Raw genomic sequence first — 18,542 nt, forward strand, 5'->3', positions numbered from 1 at the left:
GTTTCGGTCCTTTCAGGCGATCAAGTCGCGGTTGAATAGGTATTTGGCACCACTGATATGCACACGCATTGCCATCTCCGCGAGTGAGCGGTCACGGTGCTCGATCGCGTCGATGAGCTGCTGGTGCTGGCTGGCGCTCCGGCGCAACTGGTCGAGGGAGTACAACTCGAACGTGGACCTGAGCAGGCTGGCAGAGGTCAGCGACGAGACAAAGTTCTCGAGTCGTTTATTCTTCGCCGCCGTCAGGATGGCGTTATGGAATTCAATATTGATGCGTGAAACACGCAGGCGAACGTCGTCGCCCTGCTCTTCGATGGCGCTTTCGAAGCGGCTCTGGATCTCCTTGAGGTTGCGGACCTCGTCGACGGTGGCTGCCTGCGAGGCGAGTCCGGCAGTGAAACCCTCAAGGAGAATACGCAGTTCAAACAGCTGATCAAGGTCCTCATCGAAGGTGGCGACCGTGGCGCCCTTGTTCTTGGAGAGATCAACATACCCTTCGGCCGACAGGCGACGCAGGGCCTCTCGCACCGGGGTGCGGGACACGTTCAGTTCGTCGGCGAGGCTGGTCTCGGTCAGCCGGTCACCGGCGCTGAGGTCTCGTGAGGTGATCTTGTGCAGGATCCGACCGTAAACGTCGGTGAGATCTGGTTCTGGAATCAGAACGGTCATGAGGCGCTCCTCGGGAGGCGAAGGGTGATCACTTTCTCATTCGACATCTCCCGCATGGCGTACGCCGGGCCTTCCTTGCCGATGCCGCTCGCCTTTACGCCGCCGTATGGGATGTTGTCTGGACGGAAGTTGGATGAGTCATTGATGTGCACGCCACCCGCCTCAATGCTCTGGGCGAAGAACATCGCGCGGTCGAGGGATCCGGTAAACACGCCGGCCATAAGACCGTACGGTGTTGAGTTCGCGAGCGCGACAGCCTCGTCGTCGTCGGTGAAGGTGAAGATGCCGGCGACCGGGCCGAACACTTCCAGCTGCGCGATCTCGGCGGTGAGTGGCACGTTTGTGAGGAGGGTCGGGGCGATTGTTTCGAGGGTGCCGGGGCCGGCCAACAGGCGGGCGCCGCTATCGGTGGCGTTCTCGATCAAGCCGCGCACCCGGGTCTCCTCGGCGTCGCTGACGAGGCGGCCGATGCTGGTGCCGTCGAGCGGGTTGCCAGCGGTCAGGCCGCGAAACTTTTTGGCGAGCAGGTCGCCGAATTCGTCGGCGATAGTGGACTGCACGAGGATCCGCTGCACAGAGATGCAGGACTGCCCCGTGCTCGCGACCGCGCCAGCGGCGCAGCGTTCGGCGGCGAGATCGAGGTCAGCGTCATCGGTTACGATCGTGGCCGCGTTGGAGCCGAGTTCGAGCACCACGCGTTTGAGATGGGCTCCGGCCGAGGCCGCAATTTTCGCGCCAACGGCGCTGGATCCAGTGAACGAGACGAGCCGGACCGCGGGGTGGGTGCTCATAACCTCGCCCACGTCGGCGAGACCATTCAGGATGCTGATGCCCTTGGCAGGCCAGCCGGCGCTGATTGCGGCATCCGCCAGGACAAGGGTGGTGAAGGGAGTCCGCTCGCTTGGCTTGAGAAGGATGGGGCAGCCGGCTCCGATCGCTGCGGCGAGTTTGTGCACGGCGAGGAGCAGCGGGAAGTTGAATCCGCAGATTGCGGAGATTACGCCGATCGGCTGCCAGATCGTGTAGGCGAAGCGGCCCTTGCCTACGTCGACGGAATCGACGGCAACTTCGGAACCTACGAGTGCCGAAACGGAGTCGGCGGCGGATCGCAGTGTGGAGATCGCGCGAGTGACCTCACCCTCGGAGTCAGAGAGCGATTTTCCGACCTCGAGAGCGATGGAGTATCCGAGCTCGTCGAGCCCGGATTCGAGCCGGTCGGCCATCGACCGGAGGATGTCGGAGCGTTCCTTGCGAGTGAGAGCGGCGCACTGCGGACGGGCGGCGTCACTGGCAATGGCGGCTTCGGCGACGAGTTCGGCATCAGCAAAGCAGACCCGGCGGGTGAGGGCCGATGCTCCGCGGGCGGCGTACTCGTGCACGTTGGCCGTGTGGACCGGGCGTCCGTTTATTACAAGGGGGACGGCATCCGTCGACTCGGTCGATAGCGAGCGCAACCACGGCAATCCGGCGTCCGCGATGGGTGTGGAAGTAGGCATCATTGGCTCCTAGCGAGTGAGTCGATCCTTTGCACGATTCGAATTTCTGTCGCGTGACAACTAGATCGTTATGTGATTGTATGCAATAATCCTTCAACACCGCAACGTCGTTCCCGGAATTCTCCGTAGATCGAGGGCTTGAGGAGGAATCGCCTCTCATTTTGAGCAGCGATTGTACACAGACGAAAGGTCAATGATGACTGAGGGACCATTAGCTGGCGTCACCGTGATTGAGGCGGGATCGCTGATCGCCGGCCCGTACTGCGGGCAGCTTCTTGGTGACCTCGGTGCCCGGGTCATCAAGATCGAGCCACCGGTAACGGGTGACGCGTTCCGCACCTGGGGTGAGCACTCCGACGACGGGGACGGTGTCTGGTGGGCAACCCTCGGCCGCAACAAGGAATCCGTCACCCTTAACCTCCGTACACCCCAAGGACAAGACATCTTCCGTGACCTCTGCGCGAAGGCTGACGTGCTCGTTGAGAATTTCCGTCCGGGCACCCTGGCCAAATGGGGTATCGGGCCCGCGACACTGATGGCGGAGAACCCGCGGCTCATCGTTGCTCAGGTGAGCGGGTACGGTCAGACCGGCCCGTACGCGCAGCGCGCGGGCTACGCGTCAATCGGTGAGGCGATGGCCGGCCTCCGGCACATCACCGGTTACCCCGACCGTGCACCGGTACGGGTCGGAATCTCACTCGGCGACTCGATGGCCGGCATTTTCAGCACGATAGGCGTCCTCGCCGCGCTCAATGAACGCCACGCGTCGGGCAACGGGCAGACTGTCGACACGTCGATCTACGAATCGGTACTCGCCCTCAGCGAATCAATGCTTCCCGACTACTCGATGTTCGGCAAGGTGCGTGAGCGCAGTGGTCCGGTGCTAGCCGGGATCGCCCCGTCGAATGCCTACGAGACCCGTGATGGAGCATCCGTTTTGATCGCGGCGAACCAGGACACCGTCTTCAAGCGATTGTGCACAATTATGGAGCGAGACGACCTGATCTACGACGAGCAGTTCGCGACGCACGGGGCGCGGGGCGCGAATATGGAACTCATCGATTCGATTATTGAGGACTGGACGCGAACGATCGAGTCGAATGAGCTACTGGATGTCCTCGCCAATGGCGGCGTTCCGGCGGGTCGTGTGAATCGGGCACCAGAGATCCTTGCCGACCCACAGGTAATCGACCGCGAATCCGTCGCATGGGTGGAAGACCCCAACCTCGGCCGGATGCCGATGCCCAACGTCACCCCGCGACTGGGGCGAACCCCCGGATCGATCCGCACGACCGGACCGCAACTTGGTGAACACACCGACTCGGTGCTCCGAGATGTCCTCGGCTACACCGACGACGCCATCGAGGGCCTGCACGCCAACGCCCACATCTGACTCACGCCCGGATTTCTGCCGGGCCGAATTTCCGAACTGAACACCCACTAAGGAGACACTGATGTCTATTCCGGTTCTGACGAGATCCTCCCGGATTCGAGCGATCGCCGGCGCCTCAGCCGGCAACGCGATCGAGTTCTTTGACTTCGCAATCTACGGTTTCCTGGCCGTCTATATCGGCCAGAACTTCTTCCCATCAGGGAATCCCACCACCGAACTCCTGAGCAGCTTTGCCGTGTTCGGCCTGGCCTTCTTCGCGCGACCGCTCGGCGGACTCGTCTTCGGTTCGCTGGCAGACAAGATCGGTCGCAAGCGGGTGCTAATCATCGTGCTGACGCTCATGTCGGGCTCGTCGGTGCTCGTCGGCGTGCTGCCGAACTACGAGACCATCGGCATCGCAGCGCCGATCCTCCTCGTGTTCCTCCGCATCATCCAGGGATTCTCCGCTGGTGGTGAGTATGGCAGCGGAAGCACCTTCCTGCTCGAGTCGTCCGCTCCCGGCCACCGCGGCTTCGGAGTCAGCTGGCTCACCGTCGGGACCACCGTTGGCGTGCTCCTCGGCATCATCGTCGTCACCGCGCTAACAGCCATTATGGGTGCCGAAGCGATGTCCGCCTGGGGCTGGCGCATCCCATTCCTCTTCGCTGCTCCGCTGGCGCTGATCGCGCTGTATATCCGCAAGAAGCTCGAGGACACCCCGGAGTTCAAGGTGCTGGCCGCCAAGGGAGACATTGCGAAGGCGCCGGTACGCGATGCGTTCAAAATGAAGCGCAACATGCTCATCATCTTCGGCATTGGTGCATTCCACGCCACCGCGTTTTACACAGTCTTCACGTACATGCCCACCTACATCAACACGGTGAATGGCTTCGGCCCCGAGCTGTCACTGTGGTCGACACTCCTCACCGGACTCGTCGTTGCCGTCGTGCTGCCGACGGTCGCGTCGCTGTCCGACCGGGTAGGCCGCCGTGCGGTGCTGCTGGCCGGTGGTATCTGCTTCGGCGTTCTGGTGCTGCCGGCGTTCTGGTTGATCACGCTGGGCAACCCGGTTCTCGCCGTTCTGATGCAGGTTCTAATGGGTGCGTTGATGGCGACGTCGCTGGCGGCATCCGCAGTGACGATGCCTGAGCTGTTCCCCACGAAGATCCGCACGACGGGCATGTCGATCGGATACAGCATCCCCGCTGCACTGTTCGGCGGCGGTGCGCCATTTATCGCAACGCTACTGATCGCTCAGACGGGTATCACGGTAGCGCCAGCATTCTTCCTGATCGTCACCGCAGCTATCGGAGTTACCGCGGCGGCTTTCCTGAAGCCGACCGACCTGTTCGACGACACCTACCTGGAGTCTTTGGCAAAAGCGGAACGGAACTCAGCCCCAATCCTGCGCTAAGAACTTGCGGGCAACGACCCCGGGGTCCTCACGACCGGGGGCTCGGTCTCAGACAGCGGTGGTCTTTGCGTGGCGACCAGCGCAAGACTCTCCTCCTCGGGGCCCATACGCGTGTGTCATTTACCGGCAGTGCACCTCGGCGTTCATCTCCTTGTCGATCCACCGGTGTACGTGCCGCAATAGCTCGAGGGCCTACGGAATCGCGGCGCGGACTCTTGATCAGCATCCGTGGTTATCAAGGGGTTGCCCATCCCGTCGAGCTGACATCCGCGACTGAAGTTCTGGTCATGCTGACGCCACATGCCAACCGATCGTGTACAAAACTGCCGCGAGCGACGGGGACTTGGCCACCGTGAACGAGTGGGAGACCGGCGTCAACACGTCGCCTAACGTCCAGATTCGGTGACGCACACGCCGGCCGGGGCGCTGATCAAGCCCGGCGCCACCACGAGCAGAACTGCGGTTATGGTGGCGCCGGGCGTCTCTCTACAGGTTGTAATGACCTGGGTGAAAGAACGCGAGCAGCCTAGTGAAAGTGGCGACTACCTATTCAGCCACGCTTTCGCTACCACCTTGGAGCGAACCTTGCGGAAATTACAGGCGCTGGAATGTCGCAGCGCCCCCAGCCCAGCACAGTACGAACGCGGCACCCAGGTGGGGATAAACGAAACGGCTTGTCGGAACAGAAAGATCTTAATTCTGAATTATCCGATGGACCAGCGGCGGATCCCCTCCGCTGCCGCGTCCGGTCACACCTGGAATGACAACCCAATTCGTAGCCTCGCATTACGAGCTGCACTCCGGGCATCCTCGATCGTCAGGCTGCTCGTGAGCACGCGCTCGATGACCTCAAGCATGGCGAGCTGCACGACCAGTGACTCGACAGGCGCACGCGGCTTGCCCCGATGAGCCCTCGCCTGATTCTCGATCTCCGCGTCGACGCCCAATCGCACACTATTGCTGTGGACCAGCGCCACAACACCTTTCACGAGTCGCTCAAGCTGCCGTCGATGTTCGTCGCGCCGGACCTCAGCTTTTGTGCCTCGCACGGCCGCGGCGACGTCGCGGCCGGTCAGCAAGTCGACCCGGCGCATCCGCTCTGCGACTATCTCGACAGCTCGGGCGTACACGATGTCTTCCACTGACATCGGCGGGAGCCCCATGCGCGCCCTGGTCTCCGCGTAGGCCTCGGCGAACTCCCGCATGCGAGCGCCATGCTTGAGCATGTGCTCGGTGAACGACTCGGCGAACACTGTGAACTGCCGCAGATGCTCAGGCCTCGACGGGTCATTGAAATACGCGTCGGCCTCGCGCTCGTTGGCCCGGCGCTCAGCCGCAGTCGTGGCATGTAGAAGTTTCGGCGGGAGCCCGGCCCGACTCAGGCTGCGCTTGAGCCGTCGCGCGGCAGCGTTCGCCTCCAGCTCGGACTGGTAGATCTCCGGATCACTGCGCCGGTTGCGCTGCAACTCGGCCCGTCGCTCCTTATTGCGCTCGGCCCACTGCCGGGTGATCTGCTTCGTGCGCTCAGGGTCAGCATCCCGCCTGGCCGCGGACCGGGCGTTCACCTCGTCGCGATGGGCCTCGTAATAGCGGTTGTAGTACTCGCGCACCTTCTCGCGATTCTCCGCCACCCACCGCTGCTGATACTCACGCCGGCGCTCCGGATGCTCCAGCCGCCAGCGCTTCGCCCGCTCCCTCCCCCGCGCCCGCACCTCCGCCTCACGATGTCGGCGAGCCGCCGCCCGACGCATCGAATCCCGATTCAGCTCCCGGGCCCGGTCGAGATGTTCCGACAGCCAGAGACGATTCAGCTCGCGGATCCGGTCACGGTTCGCCGCCACATACTGGCGCCGCTTCTCGGCCTCTTCATCAAGAGACGGATGCTCCGCCAGCGGCTTCCTAAGCACGGCGCCTTCCTCAAATGGGTCGTTCATGGTCGCGGCTACTCGGCAGGCGGCGGGGCCAGCTCGATGACCAAAGCAAGAAGTTCGGAGCGATGCCCCGTCGGATTCGTGATCACACGACCAACAACGACGCGGAGCCGCTCGGCATCCTCGTCCGCGATCCCGGCGATGGGCTCCAGGCAGTACGCGATGTCGTTCTGGAGGTTGTGGCCGTCATCGTCGACGGCGACCTCCGGATAGTAGAACAGCGCAGCGAGCGCGGTTCGGCCGAGCAGGTCGTCGAATTGCTCCTGCGGGATCGTCATAGTGAAGCCTCCTGTGCGCGGACGTGTGTGAGCCAATCATGCCGCTACCAGGAGGTACGCCGGACAAGACGTGACGTCAGTTGAGCCTCGACAGGAGCACCGGCTCATCGAAGCACTCAACGCCGTCAGCGAGCAGCATCCCGGTCATGCGACGGCGTGCCACGGCTTCACGAACGCGTACCGCCATCAACTTCAGCAGGCTGATCGGCCCGATCAAGAGAAGCTTCAGGGTATTCCAGAGACACAGAATCACGAGCAGGTTCACCCAACCGGGCCGGCCAGCATCTACCTGCGCTCGGCAATAGATTGCAGCAACCGCATACGGGAACGCGAGCAGCATCGCAGACACCCCCCACTTCAGCCCACGCCGCGTACTGATGGCGTCGATCACGATGGCGGTCGGCATAAACCGGCGCAGGAAATAGTAGCTGCGGGCAGTGGCGGCCAAAATGAATTCGAACATGGCGCGGCCTTTCAGATGTTCGGCAACAAGAACCTGAAAGGACTGAGAGTCATACGATCGCAACGAGCGATGGCGCGTTTTTAGAGGTTGCCTAAGAACACTTTAGAACTGGATGCCCACGGGCGGAAGTTCCACGGTGGCAGTCGGCCTGGGTGTGTCATGAGCGTGGCCATTCGCCAGCCGCTGAGCTGCTTCGAGTGCTGCATGGGCGCGGGTGGCGGCGAGCTTCTGGGCAGTCGTTCCGGTACCGCACCGCGAGGCTTCACGCCGACGATGCCGTGGCGGTCTCTGTAGGCCGCGACCGCGCGTCCGTTCTGGCGCCACTCGACGGACGCCGACCCGCGCGGCGCGACGCCGAGGGCTCGAGTCCAGGGCTCCCCCGCAAGCAGTGCTCGGTCGAGCACGGCGCTCGCTCGCGATTCGATCAGATGGGCGCGCTCGACTAACGCGTAGCGCACGGCAGCATCCATCGGCCCGATCGCCCGTGGGATCAGCCCGGCGACGAGACGCGGCGCCGGCGCGAGCGACCAGCTCCGCCATCACGAGAAACCACCGCCGCCACCCTGGCCAGCAACACCGCCGCGATGTCCGGGGCGTCCTCGAACCCACGGGTTACCACCACCCGTGGCAGCAGGTCGCCACGTCGACAAAGTGGGCCTCGGCTCGACCCCACAATGCGGTCAACGGCCCGAAGGCATTTGAATTGTTCACATCTAAGGCCTGCGAAGGCGAAAGACCGCTCGATCGCACGAGAGAGACCCACCAGTCGGGCTGCGCGGCCGCCGCCAGGGTCTCGTACTGCGCCGCGAGCTGCGCCACCGATCCCCACGCATCCTGCTCCGCCGCAATCGTCCCGTGCGCAGACAGCTCAGCACTAACAGCTGCACAATGCCAAGGAGGACGCTGGGCACCGTCACGTCCGAAACGTCAGCAGGCTGCGGCCCGACATGGGCAACATCGGGCTAGGCGGTGTTCGCCTCGCGACCGCGCGTCATCGCGTCGTAAAAGGTCTCCCCGCTGCATACTCCGCGCCAAGCCGACGCACGCGATGTCGGTCGACCTTACTCACGAGTCCACACCCCGCAGCTTGAAGCAGTAAATCCCTCACCGTCGTGAACGGTGACGCTGAGGCTCTCGGTCGCGAAACTGACAAAGTTATTATCGATGATGTCTCCACCACCGGTAGAACGTTCCCAATAACACTGTTCCACGCCTTGAAGGGTTCGATATGTTCCCGCGGGAATGTCGACGCCAACTGCGTATGACCCATTGACTATCCTCCGCGCCGCTATCTCGCGCGCCTCGACAAATTGCGGACAGAAATACGTAATGGCTGCATCATCGCGAGGGGAGTCAAATTCATTCAGTAGCGCGATGATAAGTAACTCATGAGATGTATCTGCAAAATTTTTCAGGCGATCGCAGTACTCATGGCCAATCCTCACTCCGCTGACATCATCCCGCACCGTTTTACCCGCCGCGCGGGCCGCGGCTAAGTAATCGCTGTTCGTGACTTCGAGCGCTGCAGCCGCAGTTCGTGAGGCGGCTTGCTCGACGGTCCCAATCAAATCCACGGCGCTCCTGACACTTTGCATTCTTGCTGCGAGCACGTCCTGAGTTGGACTCACAAGGGCAACCGACAGAGCATCGATTGCCGCTTGGAGTAATAACGCCTGTTGAACCGTCGAATACGAACCAGACTCAGTGAGGAAAGAAGCGGCACTCGTGACTAACGCGTCGCCGTCAACGATATCGGCTTCCAATTTAGCGGCGGCAGTCGCTTGGGCCGCTTCGGCCTGGGCCACTCGTCGATCTTCCAATCTCGCGGCAGCCTCAGATGCGGCTCTTGATTCCGCCTCAATTTCCGCGCTGTTTTGCGAAAGACCAGCACCGATAATAAGGACACCAACGACCAGGACCGACGCGATTATGCCCTTGCCCCTCTTAGAGCCTAAGAACGTAAGTTTCATTGCGGTCGGTGCCATGTTTTGCAGCCTATCTGGCCACGAGCCACCACCTAGACCGGGCCAAGCAGATACAAATGAATTCCCTGCCGAGCACTTCAGCAGCACCGATTGGTGACCGTTGCAATTGTTCGCCCGGACACATCGCAGGCATGGAAGTCGCCCGCCACGCGCTGGGCTGCCTCAAGCGCAGCTCGAGCACGAGCGGCGTCGAGCTTCTGCGCCGTCGAATCCGGTACCGCACCGAGCGGCCGAGCGCCGACGATGCCGTGCCGGTCCCGGTAGGCCGCGACCGTGCACGCGTGCTGTCGCAACACGGCGGATGCGGACCCCCGCGGAGCGGCCCCGAGCGCTCGAGTCCACAGCTCCCCTCCAGCAGCGCCTGGTCGAGCACGGCGGTCGCCCACCGGTCGTGCTGCGCGGCCGCCGCCAGGGTCTCGTACTCCGCCGCAAGTTGCGCCACCGATCCCCACGCATCCTGCTCGGCCGCCAGCGTCTCGTGCGCCGAGAGCTCGGCGCCGACGTGCTGCAAAATGCCACAGAGGATGCTTCGCGCCGTCACGTCCCCAGCGTCACCAGGCCGCGGCCCCACGTGGGCGACATCGGGCCGGTCGACGGCGACGTAGGCGGTGTTCGCCTCGCGTCCCCGCCTCATCGCGACGTACAGGTTCTCGCGCGGCATGCTCGGCGCCACCACGACGTGCGCGGTGTCGGTCGTGAGTCCCTGCGCCCGGTGCGAGGTGACCGCGTAGCCCAGCTCGACGTGCTCAGCAACGTACGAAGCGGGAAGAAGCACCGTGCTCCCCCACCGACGACCAAGCCGCCGCACCTCGACCGAACCGTTCCGGTGCACGCCGATCACGTTCCACCGGTCGCCATTGCGCACCCAACTGCGGGACGCATACAGCCGGCGATCGTTTCGGCGGGTGATGACCGTGTCACCGACGGCGGCGCGGGTTCCGTCATGAAGGGCGACCTCGTGCAGCGCATCGACGCGACCCTCCAGAATCAGTTCGGTGCGAGCGCGCACGTTCAGCGCTGCGACCGCCTCAATCGAGTCGCTGATCAGCACGGTCGACTTTCCCGAGCGGATGTCCGCCCGCCACGCCTCGTAGGCGGCATCCGCCATCACCTCGGTGCTGCCATCGCGCAGGCGGTCGTGCGTGGCGTAGAGGTCGATCACGTCGGGTTTGCCCTGGCGCAGTCCGAGGGATGCCGTCTTCTCCCACTCGTGCACGAAGCGGTGCACGTCGATGAGTTTGGGAGCATCCGCTCGATCGTGCACGAGCAGCGAGAACGCGCCGCCCGCGTCGACCGACTGCAGCTGGGCATAGTCGCCGACCAGCAGCACCTTCGCGCCCGCATCTAAAGCCAGCGCAGTGATCCGATCCAGCGGCATCGTGCCCGCCAAGGATGCTTCGTCGATGATGACGAGCTGACCGGACCGAAACGACGAGCCCTCATCGATATGGCTCTGCCACCACTTCGCCAAATTCTCGGCCGCGATTCCGAGATCCGTCGCCAACACCGTCGCAGCGGCAGCCGATGGGGCCAGCCCGACGACCGAGCCTCCTCCGTGCGCTGCCTCCCAGGCACGCCGAAGTGCATTCATCGCCGTCGTCTTCCCTGCGCCAGCCGGTCCCACCAGCATATCAATCACCCGGCCCGAGCCGGCGATCCTGGAGAGCGCCGCGAGTTGATCGTTGGCGAGCCGCCCGCCACCCGGCAACCGCGAAAACGCAGCCGAACCGAGTATCACGCGTGGCGCGGTTAAAAGCGCAGCACGCTCGAGCAACCGCGCCTCGGCATTGAGCAGCTCAGTCGACGTGAATACAACGGAGTGCTTCGGTCGAAAGACGGACGTCCCGTCATCGCGTTGAAACTCCAAAGGGCTCACGGCGAGCTCAGGAGGCGTGACGCGCAGGGACGCGTGCTCGGCGGCATCCACTATGAGCCCGACGACGGCTTCCCGATCGGATGCTGACGCGAACCGGTACGCCATCGTTTGGCGCGCAGCTTCGGCGGTGAGGTTCCAGTGCCGCCGCGTGGCGCGCTTCTCACCGACGGCCCTCATCACGCTCACCCCGAGAGCATCCACAGCCTCGCGCGGCAGGTCTCCGCACGCAGCAACCCGGGAGACGACCCGGCGACCGTCAACAGGTCGTGCCCGAGCACGCTTGCAGCGCGTTCCCGCCACGCCGCCGTGAGGTCCGCCAGCGAGTGCACCTGCTTCGCGGGCCGCGTGGCGAGCGTGGCTTGCGCACGCAGCTTCATGATCGTCACCGCCTTCGGACGTCGCCCGTGACTGGTCACATACTCCTCGATTAACCGGTCGGTCTCGACATCAATGTGTCGAGCCCGGGTCGAGAATTCCGCAACGAGCGCCTCCGGCACGTCCGTCAGGGCCCACGCGGGGTGGCGATCTCGCCCGCGCTCCCGCTGCTGCCATTGCACGCCGAGTGATCGCGTGAGCTCGTCGGCAAACAGACTCTCGTGCAGTTCGGAGAGCGCCACCACGGCCTCGTGCATCGGCCGTCCGTCGAGTGAGCGCCACTTGCCGTCGAGCACGGTCTGCACCTTGTTGCTGATGACGACGTGGGTGTGCAGGTGCGGGTCGCCGGCGCGGCTGTCGAAATGATCGAACGCCGTGGCGATTAGTCCGGTCACATCGACCTGTGCCACGGCGCCGCCCTGCGCCGTCGTGCCGGTGTGCGTCGCCGCGACCTCGCACTCCATGTATGTCAGCACCTCGGCCACCGCCGCATGGTGTGCCTGCACGATGCGTTCCTGGGCGGCCGCGTCGCCCACACCCCAGAGGATGCTCGCCGACTTCGGAATCGAGAACGTGAAGTCGTAGGCGGCGACGGCGCGACGCCGCTTCTCGTCCGGTTGCTCAAAAGCGGATGCCGCAGCCCGCTCAGTCGGTCCGCCACCGGCGGCGCGTGGCCCGTCCGTGTCGCGGTCGACGCCGGGCCGATAAACCGGGTAGGCACGACCGAGGGGTTCGCCGGTGACCGGATCTCGTCCCAACTCGATGAGCAGTTGCAGCTGCACCTCCGTGACCACGTCGCCTTCAACGATGAGTCCACCGAGGCCGCTGAGGCCACCGCCCATCCATCGACCCGGCGGCGTGCCTTTCTCGGTGTAGTAGCGAGTGAGCGGGGTCGACAGCAGACGTTTGCCGTCACCAGCGGCGACCGTGCACAGCAGGTACTTGTACCCGTCCCCGGCGCTCACCACCCGCACCGATACCGTCACCGAGCCCACCTCCGTCGTCATAACGAAGGTGCGCCGACTTGATCTGGCAGAAGGCGAGGACTAAGAAGTCGCATACGAGTCGACTTGGAAGAGCGGAGTTGGCCGCCGCGCAACGTTCAGGAGCTTGTACGCTAGCCGCGCCGGGACGAGATCGCCCAAGCGTGATCCCATTCGCCTTTCGCAGATGGGGATATAAAGGCTCCCTGGCGGTGCGCTGATTCGTCGTCGAACAAGAGCGATGAGCGTCTATGTGCGACCTTCGCGAGAACCGCTCCGAGAAGAAGTACGCCGCTTATTTTACGGGGATGTTTGCGACCCACGAGATCGAGTAGTCGTCCGGACTGCCGCCCTCCAAGTTCACCGTGCGACGGCGAATTCATTCAGCGCGAAGAGTTCGTTGCCAAGAAGATCGGCCACGACCTCGCGCGCACCAAATATCAGGTCGACCACACTCGTCGCAATGCCTCAAACACCTCACTGGATACCGAAGTTGAGCACGAGGCGGAAACGGCACACACCGGATCCAGGCGGTGAACCACCGATGTCAGAGTCACTCGTCGAGTGGGCATCCGACGATCACGACGACGCATTCGAAGCGAGCCCGTTGGACGATCTCGACGGGCCGCTCAGGGCGGAGCCGCCACATCCAATCAACTGGAACTTACTCAGCGCCGACGACGCCGAGGCCGAATGGATTGAACTCAACCGGTGGGTGGACTGGCTGCGACGCACCTACGGGCTGCCGGCATCCGTGGTGCCACCGTTCTGGCATCGGCACCCGGAGTTAGTCTGGGAGCTCTCCGCACTGCACCTGCTTTGGCTCGGTGCCTACGACCCTGACCAGCACGGCTCAGCGCCGCTCCGCGGGCATCGCGACTTCGCGAATGCCCGCCAGCGGCTTCGCGACTGGGTGGCAGTTTCGGGGACGCGGCTGGAGCGCGACCGTCCCACTCGGCAGACTGCTTGGCCAGGTGAATCGCCGGCCGACGCAGTCGAAGACGTGGTCATTGGCGATCGTGATGAGGACTTCGTGCAGTTCGTCGTCGACGATGTTGCCAGGCGTCGCGAGTCCGGGGCCGAGCCAGCGTACTTTGCTCAATCTGACATTCGTTGATCGGGGCTCGCGCGGCGGCGCCAATCGGCGGCCGTCATGTAAAACATTCCCTGATCTTCATCGGTACCAAGACTTAGGACGTGCGCACCGTTGTCGAGACCCAAGAGAACAGTTTCACCGTGGGGAAGAATCTGGAACCCTGCTGCACGATAGAAGCTTTCGGAGGTGATTTTCTCACGGGCCCGGTAGTTTCCGTAGACGAGGCGGTATCCAGCGCTGAAGTACGCATCACAGCAACTCTGCAGCAGTGCGGTTCCGAACCCTGCGCGGCGCGACTCGACGTCGACCCAAAGCGCTGCGATTTTCACAGCTCGTGTGGCGAGCGACAGCGATGCTGATCGTGGCCACTGCTGCGTTACGAGTTCTCCAATGACTCGGCCGGGAGCGATTGCATGAAGGGCAGCCACCACGCGCGCGTCACTGTCTAGCGCAACAAATGGCACCGCGACGTCTTTCAGGAACGTCAGCAAGTCCAGTTCTCCGTTGAGAGCGCGAGCAAGTTGGCCCTGCAGCAACTTCCGCCCAGTTCGGCCATCGGCCTGCTCGATGAGGGAACCGGCCATTCCCATCTCAATTTCCGCGCGTTGCTCATCGAACGACGTCCTCACCAATCGAATAAGTCTTTCGTATTCGGCGGACTCTCCCGGTGCGGCAACTCGAACGAGGCAGCCATTGGCGCTGCGCCATGTCAGAGTTCTTCCGGATACGCGCTCGATCATGCGGTGAACATAGCCCAAATCTAGATAAAGTGCGATGCGCGAGACCCGACTACTTCCATGTTCCACGCGCTGCCATTCTTCACAGCGGATAATTTCAAATCGCCTGCGGCGACTTCGGTACGGCGGACGCGTTCGGGTCGAGATTCGGATTCCACGGTTGGGGCATTCCGATCGGGTTTGGAAATGGGAAAACGGTTTGACACGCTCGCGCGATGGGGGCGAGCGTGCGGGCGATACCGGCGATCTCATCGTCGTTCAATCCTCGCCACGGACCGATCGCCAATCGGTTAGTTATATGCTCGGCGCGCTCGATTGCGGCTTTGCCGTGCTCGCTGATGTCGCCCTGGCCGGTCAGCAACCCGCGAGCAACAAGTTTTTCGACTTCGATCGCCCACTCTTCCTCCGTCCAGCCACGCGACTTTCGCACGCTCATCGCGTCGAGATCCACCGCGCTTCGCAACACGATTGTGCTGATGCCCGCGATCCCGTCCTCGACCAGCGCCATCACGTGACCGTCTCCGCGATGCTCGCGAAGCGTGGCCGCGGCCTGCCAGAGACGGCGATACGGATCCGCCTCAACCGGCAGAGCGCTGTTCGCCGCCGCGAGGGGGCGACCAATGGTATCGACACGAGCCGCTGCCTGGGCAAGTACGTCGGCCGCTTCGGTGACAAATCCTTCGTCGGGCACGAGGTTTCGCAACGTCGCTGCGGCACCCCGCGACCGCGCGTCGAGCACCCGGCCTACCGTCACCGTCGACCACACAGCCGGCAGCACCCGGTCGACCAAGAATGGAGCGAACCCGCTGAAGATGGCCACCACCGGAGCAGCGATCACAGCCCCGAGCGGGGCGGCACGACCGGCGAAGTATCCGTCCCAGTAACGAGTGAGTCCAATTTCCGCGAACGCCTCCCGCGACTCAGGGGAGAAATACGTCACCGCGTGAATCGGCTCGAACAACGTCCACAGTGCCCGCACGTGATGCTCTAGCTCGCCCATTCGTCTCCCTCGTCGCCGCGTCTTCCCGAGTCTATAGCGCACGGCAACACCGACCTCGAAGCGATGCCCCACGGATGGCCTCATCGTCACGTACCAGCACAATCGCCACTACAAGGTTTTCCGTCGCCCCATCCGTCGACAAGCGAGCCTATGTAGGCTCGATCTCTGTGAGCACGGATGCGGCGTTCAGCCCAAAGTGCGGTGTCGATTTAATAGTGACCCTTGGGGTGTTTCTGGCAAGCTCGAAATCAGTGGACAGTTCAGTCCTGACATTGTCGCGGAACTGAACCCGTATTTCATCCCGCGTGACGGGCTTTCCCACGTCGCGGCGGGATCTGGCTCGGGCCAGCCATTGCAGTCACCATCGCAATGCGACTACCTACGACGGGAGGCCTTCAGAAAGGTACGAAGTGTTGTAGAACCTGAGCAAAATACACCGTCTTTCTGCGCCAGTTATGTCCAGACCTCCAAAAGGGCCAACCATGGTCTAAGTACAGGTGCGAGTTGGGAATGTGATGACATGTCAGGTACTGGGCCGCGCGATTGGCGCCCATCCAGCTCGTGGGATGAGCCACCACCCCCTCAACGACGAACCACGACGGCCGTCAGGACACGAGCCACGAATGCCAGGCTCTTGGGACTGCTAGCCGTCCTTTTCGGGCTCATGTCGTGCTGGCTACCCCTCTCTCTCTACCGGATGGACCAACAGGCACCCGCGGCTGGGCGGTCACGACCGTGGGGTTGACCGGTTTGGGGTTTGCGCTGGCTGCCGCCCGAAGCCGCCGGTCCAAGGGCAAAAATGCCGGATTCCTAGCGGCCCTCGACGGCACACTCGGTATAGCTGGCACGGCGCTATGCGTCTGGAGTTTGGCGGTCTTCTATCTTCCGATCGCTATACCGCCAGCGCCTCAGTTCGCATCCATCGCAGCCGGCACGCGAGCACCGGAGTCCGCTCCAATCTCCGTGCCCTTCGTCGGGTCGAAAGCACGCGTTGTCACGCCAATTGCAGGCGCGGACGTTGTCGCGCCTGGCGACCAGTTATATGCCAACGTGCGTTATATTGCTTTCAACTTGTGAATCGGGCTGGCCTCGACCGCCCAGACGCACGAGCAGTACGGAGAGACGTTCGACGGCATTCCAGTCACGCTCGTCATACAGCCGGATGGGATGGTTACTGGGGGAAGCGCAACCTACTCAGAGTTGCCGGGCGATATGTCCCTGGAGTACTCCGCCTCGCTCGCCGGGACGTACTCACTGACAGTCCGCGACATCGAGAGCGGAATCGGCCTGGGCTGCAATTCCGGGTCGAAAAAAGTTGTCGATCGCTGACGAATTTATCGTCTGAAGCTCGCGGTTTTCCGACTGCGATCATTTCGGCGGAGCCAGCCGCTGCATCACCGTCGCCGGCTCTGACTTCACCGTGCGGTCAGGCTCCGCGTAGTGGGCCTTCGTCGTAGAGGTGGAGGTGTGTCCGAGCATGTCGGCCGCCGCCTGCATGCCAAGCTCGTTGGCGAGCAACGTCGCGCGCGTGCGTCGAAAGGAGTGGGGCGTGATGTCCATCCCCTCGAGCCCCGCATTTCGAAGTATTCCCCGGAACGTGCGCCTGACGTTATATGGCGCGAGGGGCGTGCCCACCCGTGAGGAAGAAATCAGGTGCTCCGCATCCTCCGGATCGAGCAGCGCCAAGCGCTGGCGTATGACCTCGACTGCGAAGGGCGGCATGCCAATGTCTCGGTTCGACTCGTGCGTCTTGGGATGCTCCTGACGGTGAACGCCGGCTTTGTTGTGCACGACGAGAGTGCCGCTGATGTTCACCCGCGGCGGATCGGCGTCCAGGTCGACGTCACACTGCCGAATGGCGAGCACTTCTCCGATGCGCGTGGCAGTCCCGAGCATCACCTCGATGATGTCCCGCACCTGGCCGTCTGATCGCGGGCCCATCCGGCCTTCCTCCGTGCGCCATTCGCTGGCCGCGAGGCGGATCGCAGCGATCTGATCCGTTGTGAGGGCCTTCGGCGTGTGCGGGGGCTTCTTCATCCGCGACGTCTCCTTCATCGGATTGCGCGGAATGATCTCCCGCCGCACCGCGAAGGCCAGGATCATTCCGAGGATCGTACGGGAGTGCTTTGCACGCGTATACGATTTCTCCCTCTGCTGCCGAAGAAAGAGCTCAATGCGCCCAACGGTCACTTCCCGAATCGCAAAGTTCTCGAAGTAGGGCAGAACAAGCACGCGCAACTCGCGTTGATAGGTGTCTTTCGTACCCTGGGAACGGTCGACATCGAGCATCACGTCCTCCATCCATGCCTCGGCGAGCAGCGGAAACGGCGAGCTCGCGGTCAGCGAGTCCCCTGCCCCACCGGTGCGCAGACGCGCGGCCAGATCGACCTTAAGCGCGGCCTGCGCCGCGTTGCGGCTCTCACGCGTCGCCCCGATCTGTCGGGATTGTCCGTCCCAGTCACGGAAAACGGTCGTCGCCCTGAACCGTCCTGGGCCGAGCTTGACGGTTGTGATCGATCCGAACGTGCTGATCGGCAGGCGTGGTCGCCCCGCCACTAGCGCTCGCCCCCACGATCGCCCAGAGCCGGTTCAGGCTCGTGCAGACTGTCGAGCCATCGCCGAACATCGGAGATACGGTAGCGGATCTCTCGCCCGACTCGAATGCCGGAGGGTCCGCGACCGTCGGTGCGCAGGTCATAGATGGCCTGCACCTGCACGCCGACATATTCGGCGAGCTCGCTTGTCGTCAAAACGGGCTCGAGACCCAGCCCCAAGAGTTTTTCAGTGTCCATAACCCGTAGGTGTTCGAGGTCATCCCAGACAACTCGAACCGGGTCGTGCACCTTCTCTGCGAGCACGTGGAAAAG

General features: G+C 63.2%; 14 protein-coding genes and 1 pseudogene. 3 read left to right on the forward strand and 12 right to left on the reverse strand.

The genetic code is table 11. The features are described 5' to 3' along the window. Nucleotides 1-12 precede the first annotated feature (12 nt). Both CXY72_RS05215 and CXY72_RS05220 read right to left on the reverse strand, forming a co-directional pair. Nucleotides 13-669, reverse strand: a complete 657-nt coding sequence (locus tag CXY72_RS05215) for a GntR family transcriptional regulator (RefSeq protein WP_104126641.1) — start codon at nucleotides 667-669, stop codon at nucleotides 13-15. Continuing rightward, a complete protein-coding gene (locus tag CXY72_RS05220) occupies nucleotides 666-2,165 on the reverse strand; it encodes an aldehyde dehydrogenase family protein (RefSeq protein WP_158252484.1) in 1,500 nt (499 codons plus the stop codon). The genes CXY72_RS05215 and CXY72_RS05220 overlap by 4 nt, the downstream gene beginning before the upstream one ends. A 193-nt stretch (nucleotides 2,166-2,358) precedes the next feature. Here CXY72_RS05220 and CXY72_RS05225 point away from each other — a divergent pair, with 193 nt between their 5' ends. After that, nucleotides 2,359-3,558, forward strand: coding sequence for a CaiB/BaiF CoA-transferase family protein (locus CXY72_RS05225; protein WP_233197663.1), 1,200 nt, complete (start codon nucleotides 2,359-2,361; stop codon nucleotides 3,556-3,558). 61 nt (nucleotides 3,559-3,619) lie between these two features. Further along, nucleotides 3,620-4,951: an MFS transporter gene (locus CXY72_RS05230; protein ID WP_104126643.1), complete on the forward strand. Its 1,332-nt coding sequence runs from the start codon at nucleotides 3,620-3,622 to the stop codon at nucleotides 4,949-4,951. 749 nt (nucleotides 4,952-5,700) lie between these two features. Here the strand turns inward: CXY72_RS05230 and CXY72_RS05235 are convergent. The 6 genes and pseudogenes from CXY72_RS05235 to mobF form a co-directional block, all read right to left on the reverse strand. Continuing rightward, complete coding sequence (locus CXY72_RS05235; RefSeq protein ID WP_104126644.1) at nucleotides 5,701-6,885, reverse strand: hypothetical protein; 1,185 nt, start codon at nucleotides 6,883-6,885, stop codon at nucleotides 5,701-5,703. An 8-nt stretch (nucleotides 6,886-6,893) separates the two neighbouring features. Continuing rightward, on the reverse strand, nucleotides 6,894-7,160 hold the full coding sequence (locus CXY72_RS05240) for a hypothetical protein (protein ID WP_104126645.1): 267 nt from the start codon (nucleotides 7,158-7,160) through the stop codon (nucleotides 6,894-6,896). Between the two features lie 76 nt (nucleotides 7,161-7,236). Then, complete coding sequence (locus CXY72_RS05245) at nucleotides 7,237-7,623, reverse strand: sulfate permease (RefSeq protein WP_199183962.1); 387 nt, start codon at nucleotides 7,621-7,623, stop codon at nucleotides 7,237-7,239. A gap of 80 nt (nucleotides 7,624-7,703) precedes the next feature. Then, nucleotides 7,704-8,081, reverse strand: coding sequence for a hypothetical protein (locus tag CXY72_RS05250; protein ID WP_104126646.1), 378 nt, complete (start codon nucleotides 8,079-8,081; stop codon nucleotides 7,704-7,706). 603 nt (nucleotides 8,082-8,684) lie between these two features. Next, nucleotides 8,685-9,608 (reverse strand): hypothetical protein, encoded by a 924-nt coding sequence (locus tag CXY72_RS05260; protein WP_104126648.1) that lies wholly within the window; start codon nucleotides 9,606-9,608, stop codon nucleotides 8,685-8,687. 77 nt (nucleotides 9,609-9,685) lie between these two features. Further along, nucleotides 9,686-12,866 (reverse strand): annotated as a pseudogene (gene mobF, locus CXY72_RS05265) (MobF family relaxase). Nucleotides 12,867-13,386: 520 nt separating this feature from the next. On the opposite strand from mobF, the gene CXY72_RS05275 reads away from it, so the two are divergent. Next, nucleotides 13,387-13,959 (forward strand): hypothetical protein, encoded by a 573-nt coding sequence (locus CXY72_RS05275; protein ID WP_104126649.1) that lies wholly within the window; start codon nucleotides 13,387-13,389, stop codon nucleotides 13,957-13,959. Here the strand turns inward: CXY72_RS05275 and CXY72_RS05280 are convergent. The 4 genes from CXY72_RS05280 to CXY72_RS05295 all read right to left on the reverse strand — a co-directional run bounded on the left by CXY72_RS05280 (nucleotide 13,941) and on the right by CXY72_RS05295 (nucleotide 18,533). Then, the gene (locus CXY72_RS05280) at nucleotides 13,941-14,522 is read right to left on the reverse strand and encodes a GNAT family N-acetyltransferase (RefSeq protein WP_146071068.1); all 582 of its coding nucleotides are present in this window, start codon (nucleotides 14,520-14,522) and stop codon (nucleotides 13,941-13,943) included. The two genes, CXY72_RS05275 and CXY72_RS05280, sit on opposite strands and share 19 nt — an antisense overlap. Nucleotides 14,523-14,772: 250 nt before the next feature. Further along, nucleotides 14,773-15,675: a hypothetical protein gene (locus CXY72_RS05285; protein WP_199183963.1), complete on the reverse strand. Its 903-nt coding sequence runs from the start codon at nucleotides 15,673-15,675 to the stop codon at nucleotides 14,773-14,775. 1,368 nt (nucleotides 15,676-17,043) lie between these two features. Then, on the reverse strand, nucleotides 17,044-18,231 hold the full coding sequence (locus CXY72_RS05290; protein ID WP_104126651.1) for a site-specific integrase: 1,188 nt from the start codon (nucleotides 18,229-18,231) through the stop codon (nucleotides 17,044-17,046). Next, complete coding sequence (locus tag CXY72_RS05295) at nucleotides 18,231-18,533, reverse strand: AlpA family transcriptional regulator (protein WP_233197664.1); 303 nt, start codon at nucleotides 18,531-18,533, stop codon at nucleotides 18,231-18,233. Before CXY72_RS05295 ends, CXY72_RS05290 begins: the two co-directional genes overlap by 1 nt. Nucleotides 18,534-18,542: the final 9 nt, after the last annotated feature.

It is taken from the genome of Cryobacterium sp. Y57 (assembly GCF_002929505.1).
Lineage (GTDB): Bacteria > Actinomycetota > Actinomycetes > Actinomycetales > Microbacteriaceae > Cryobacterium.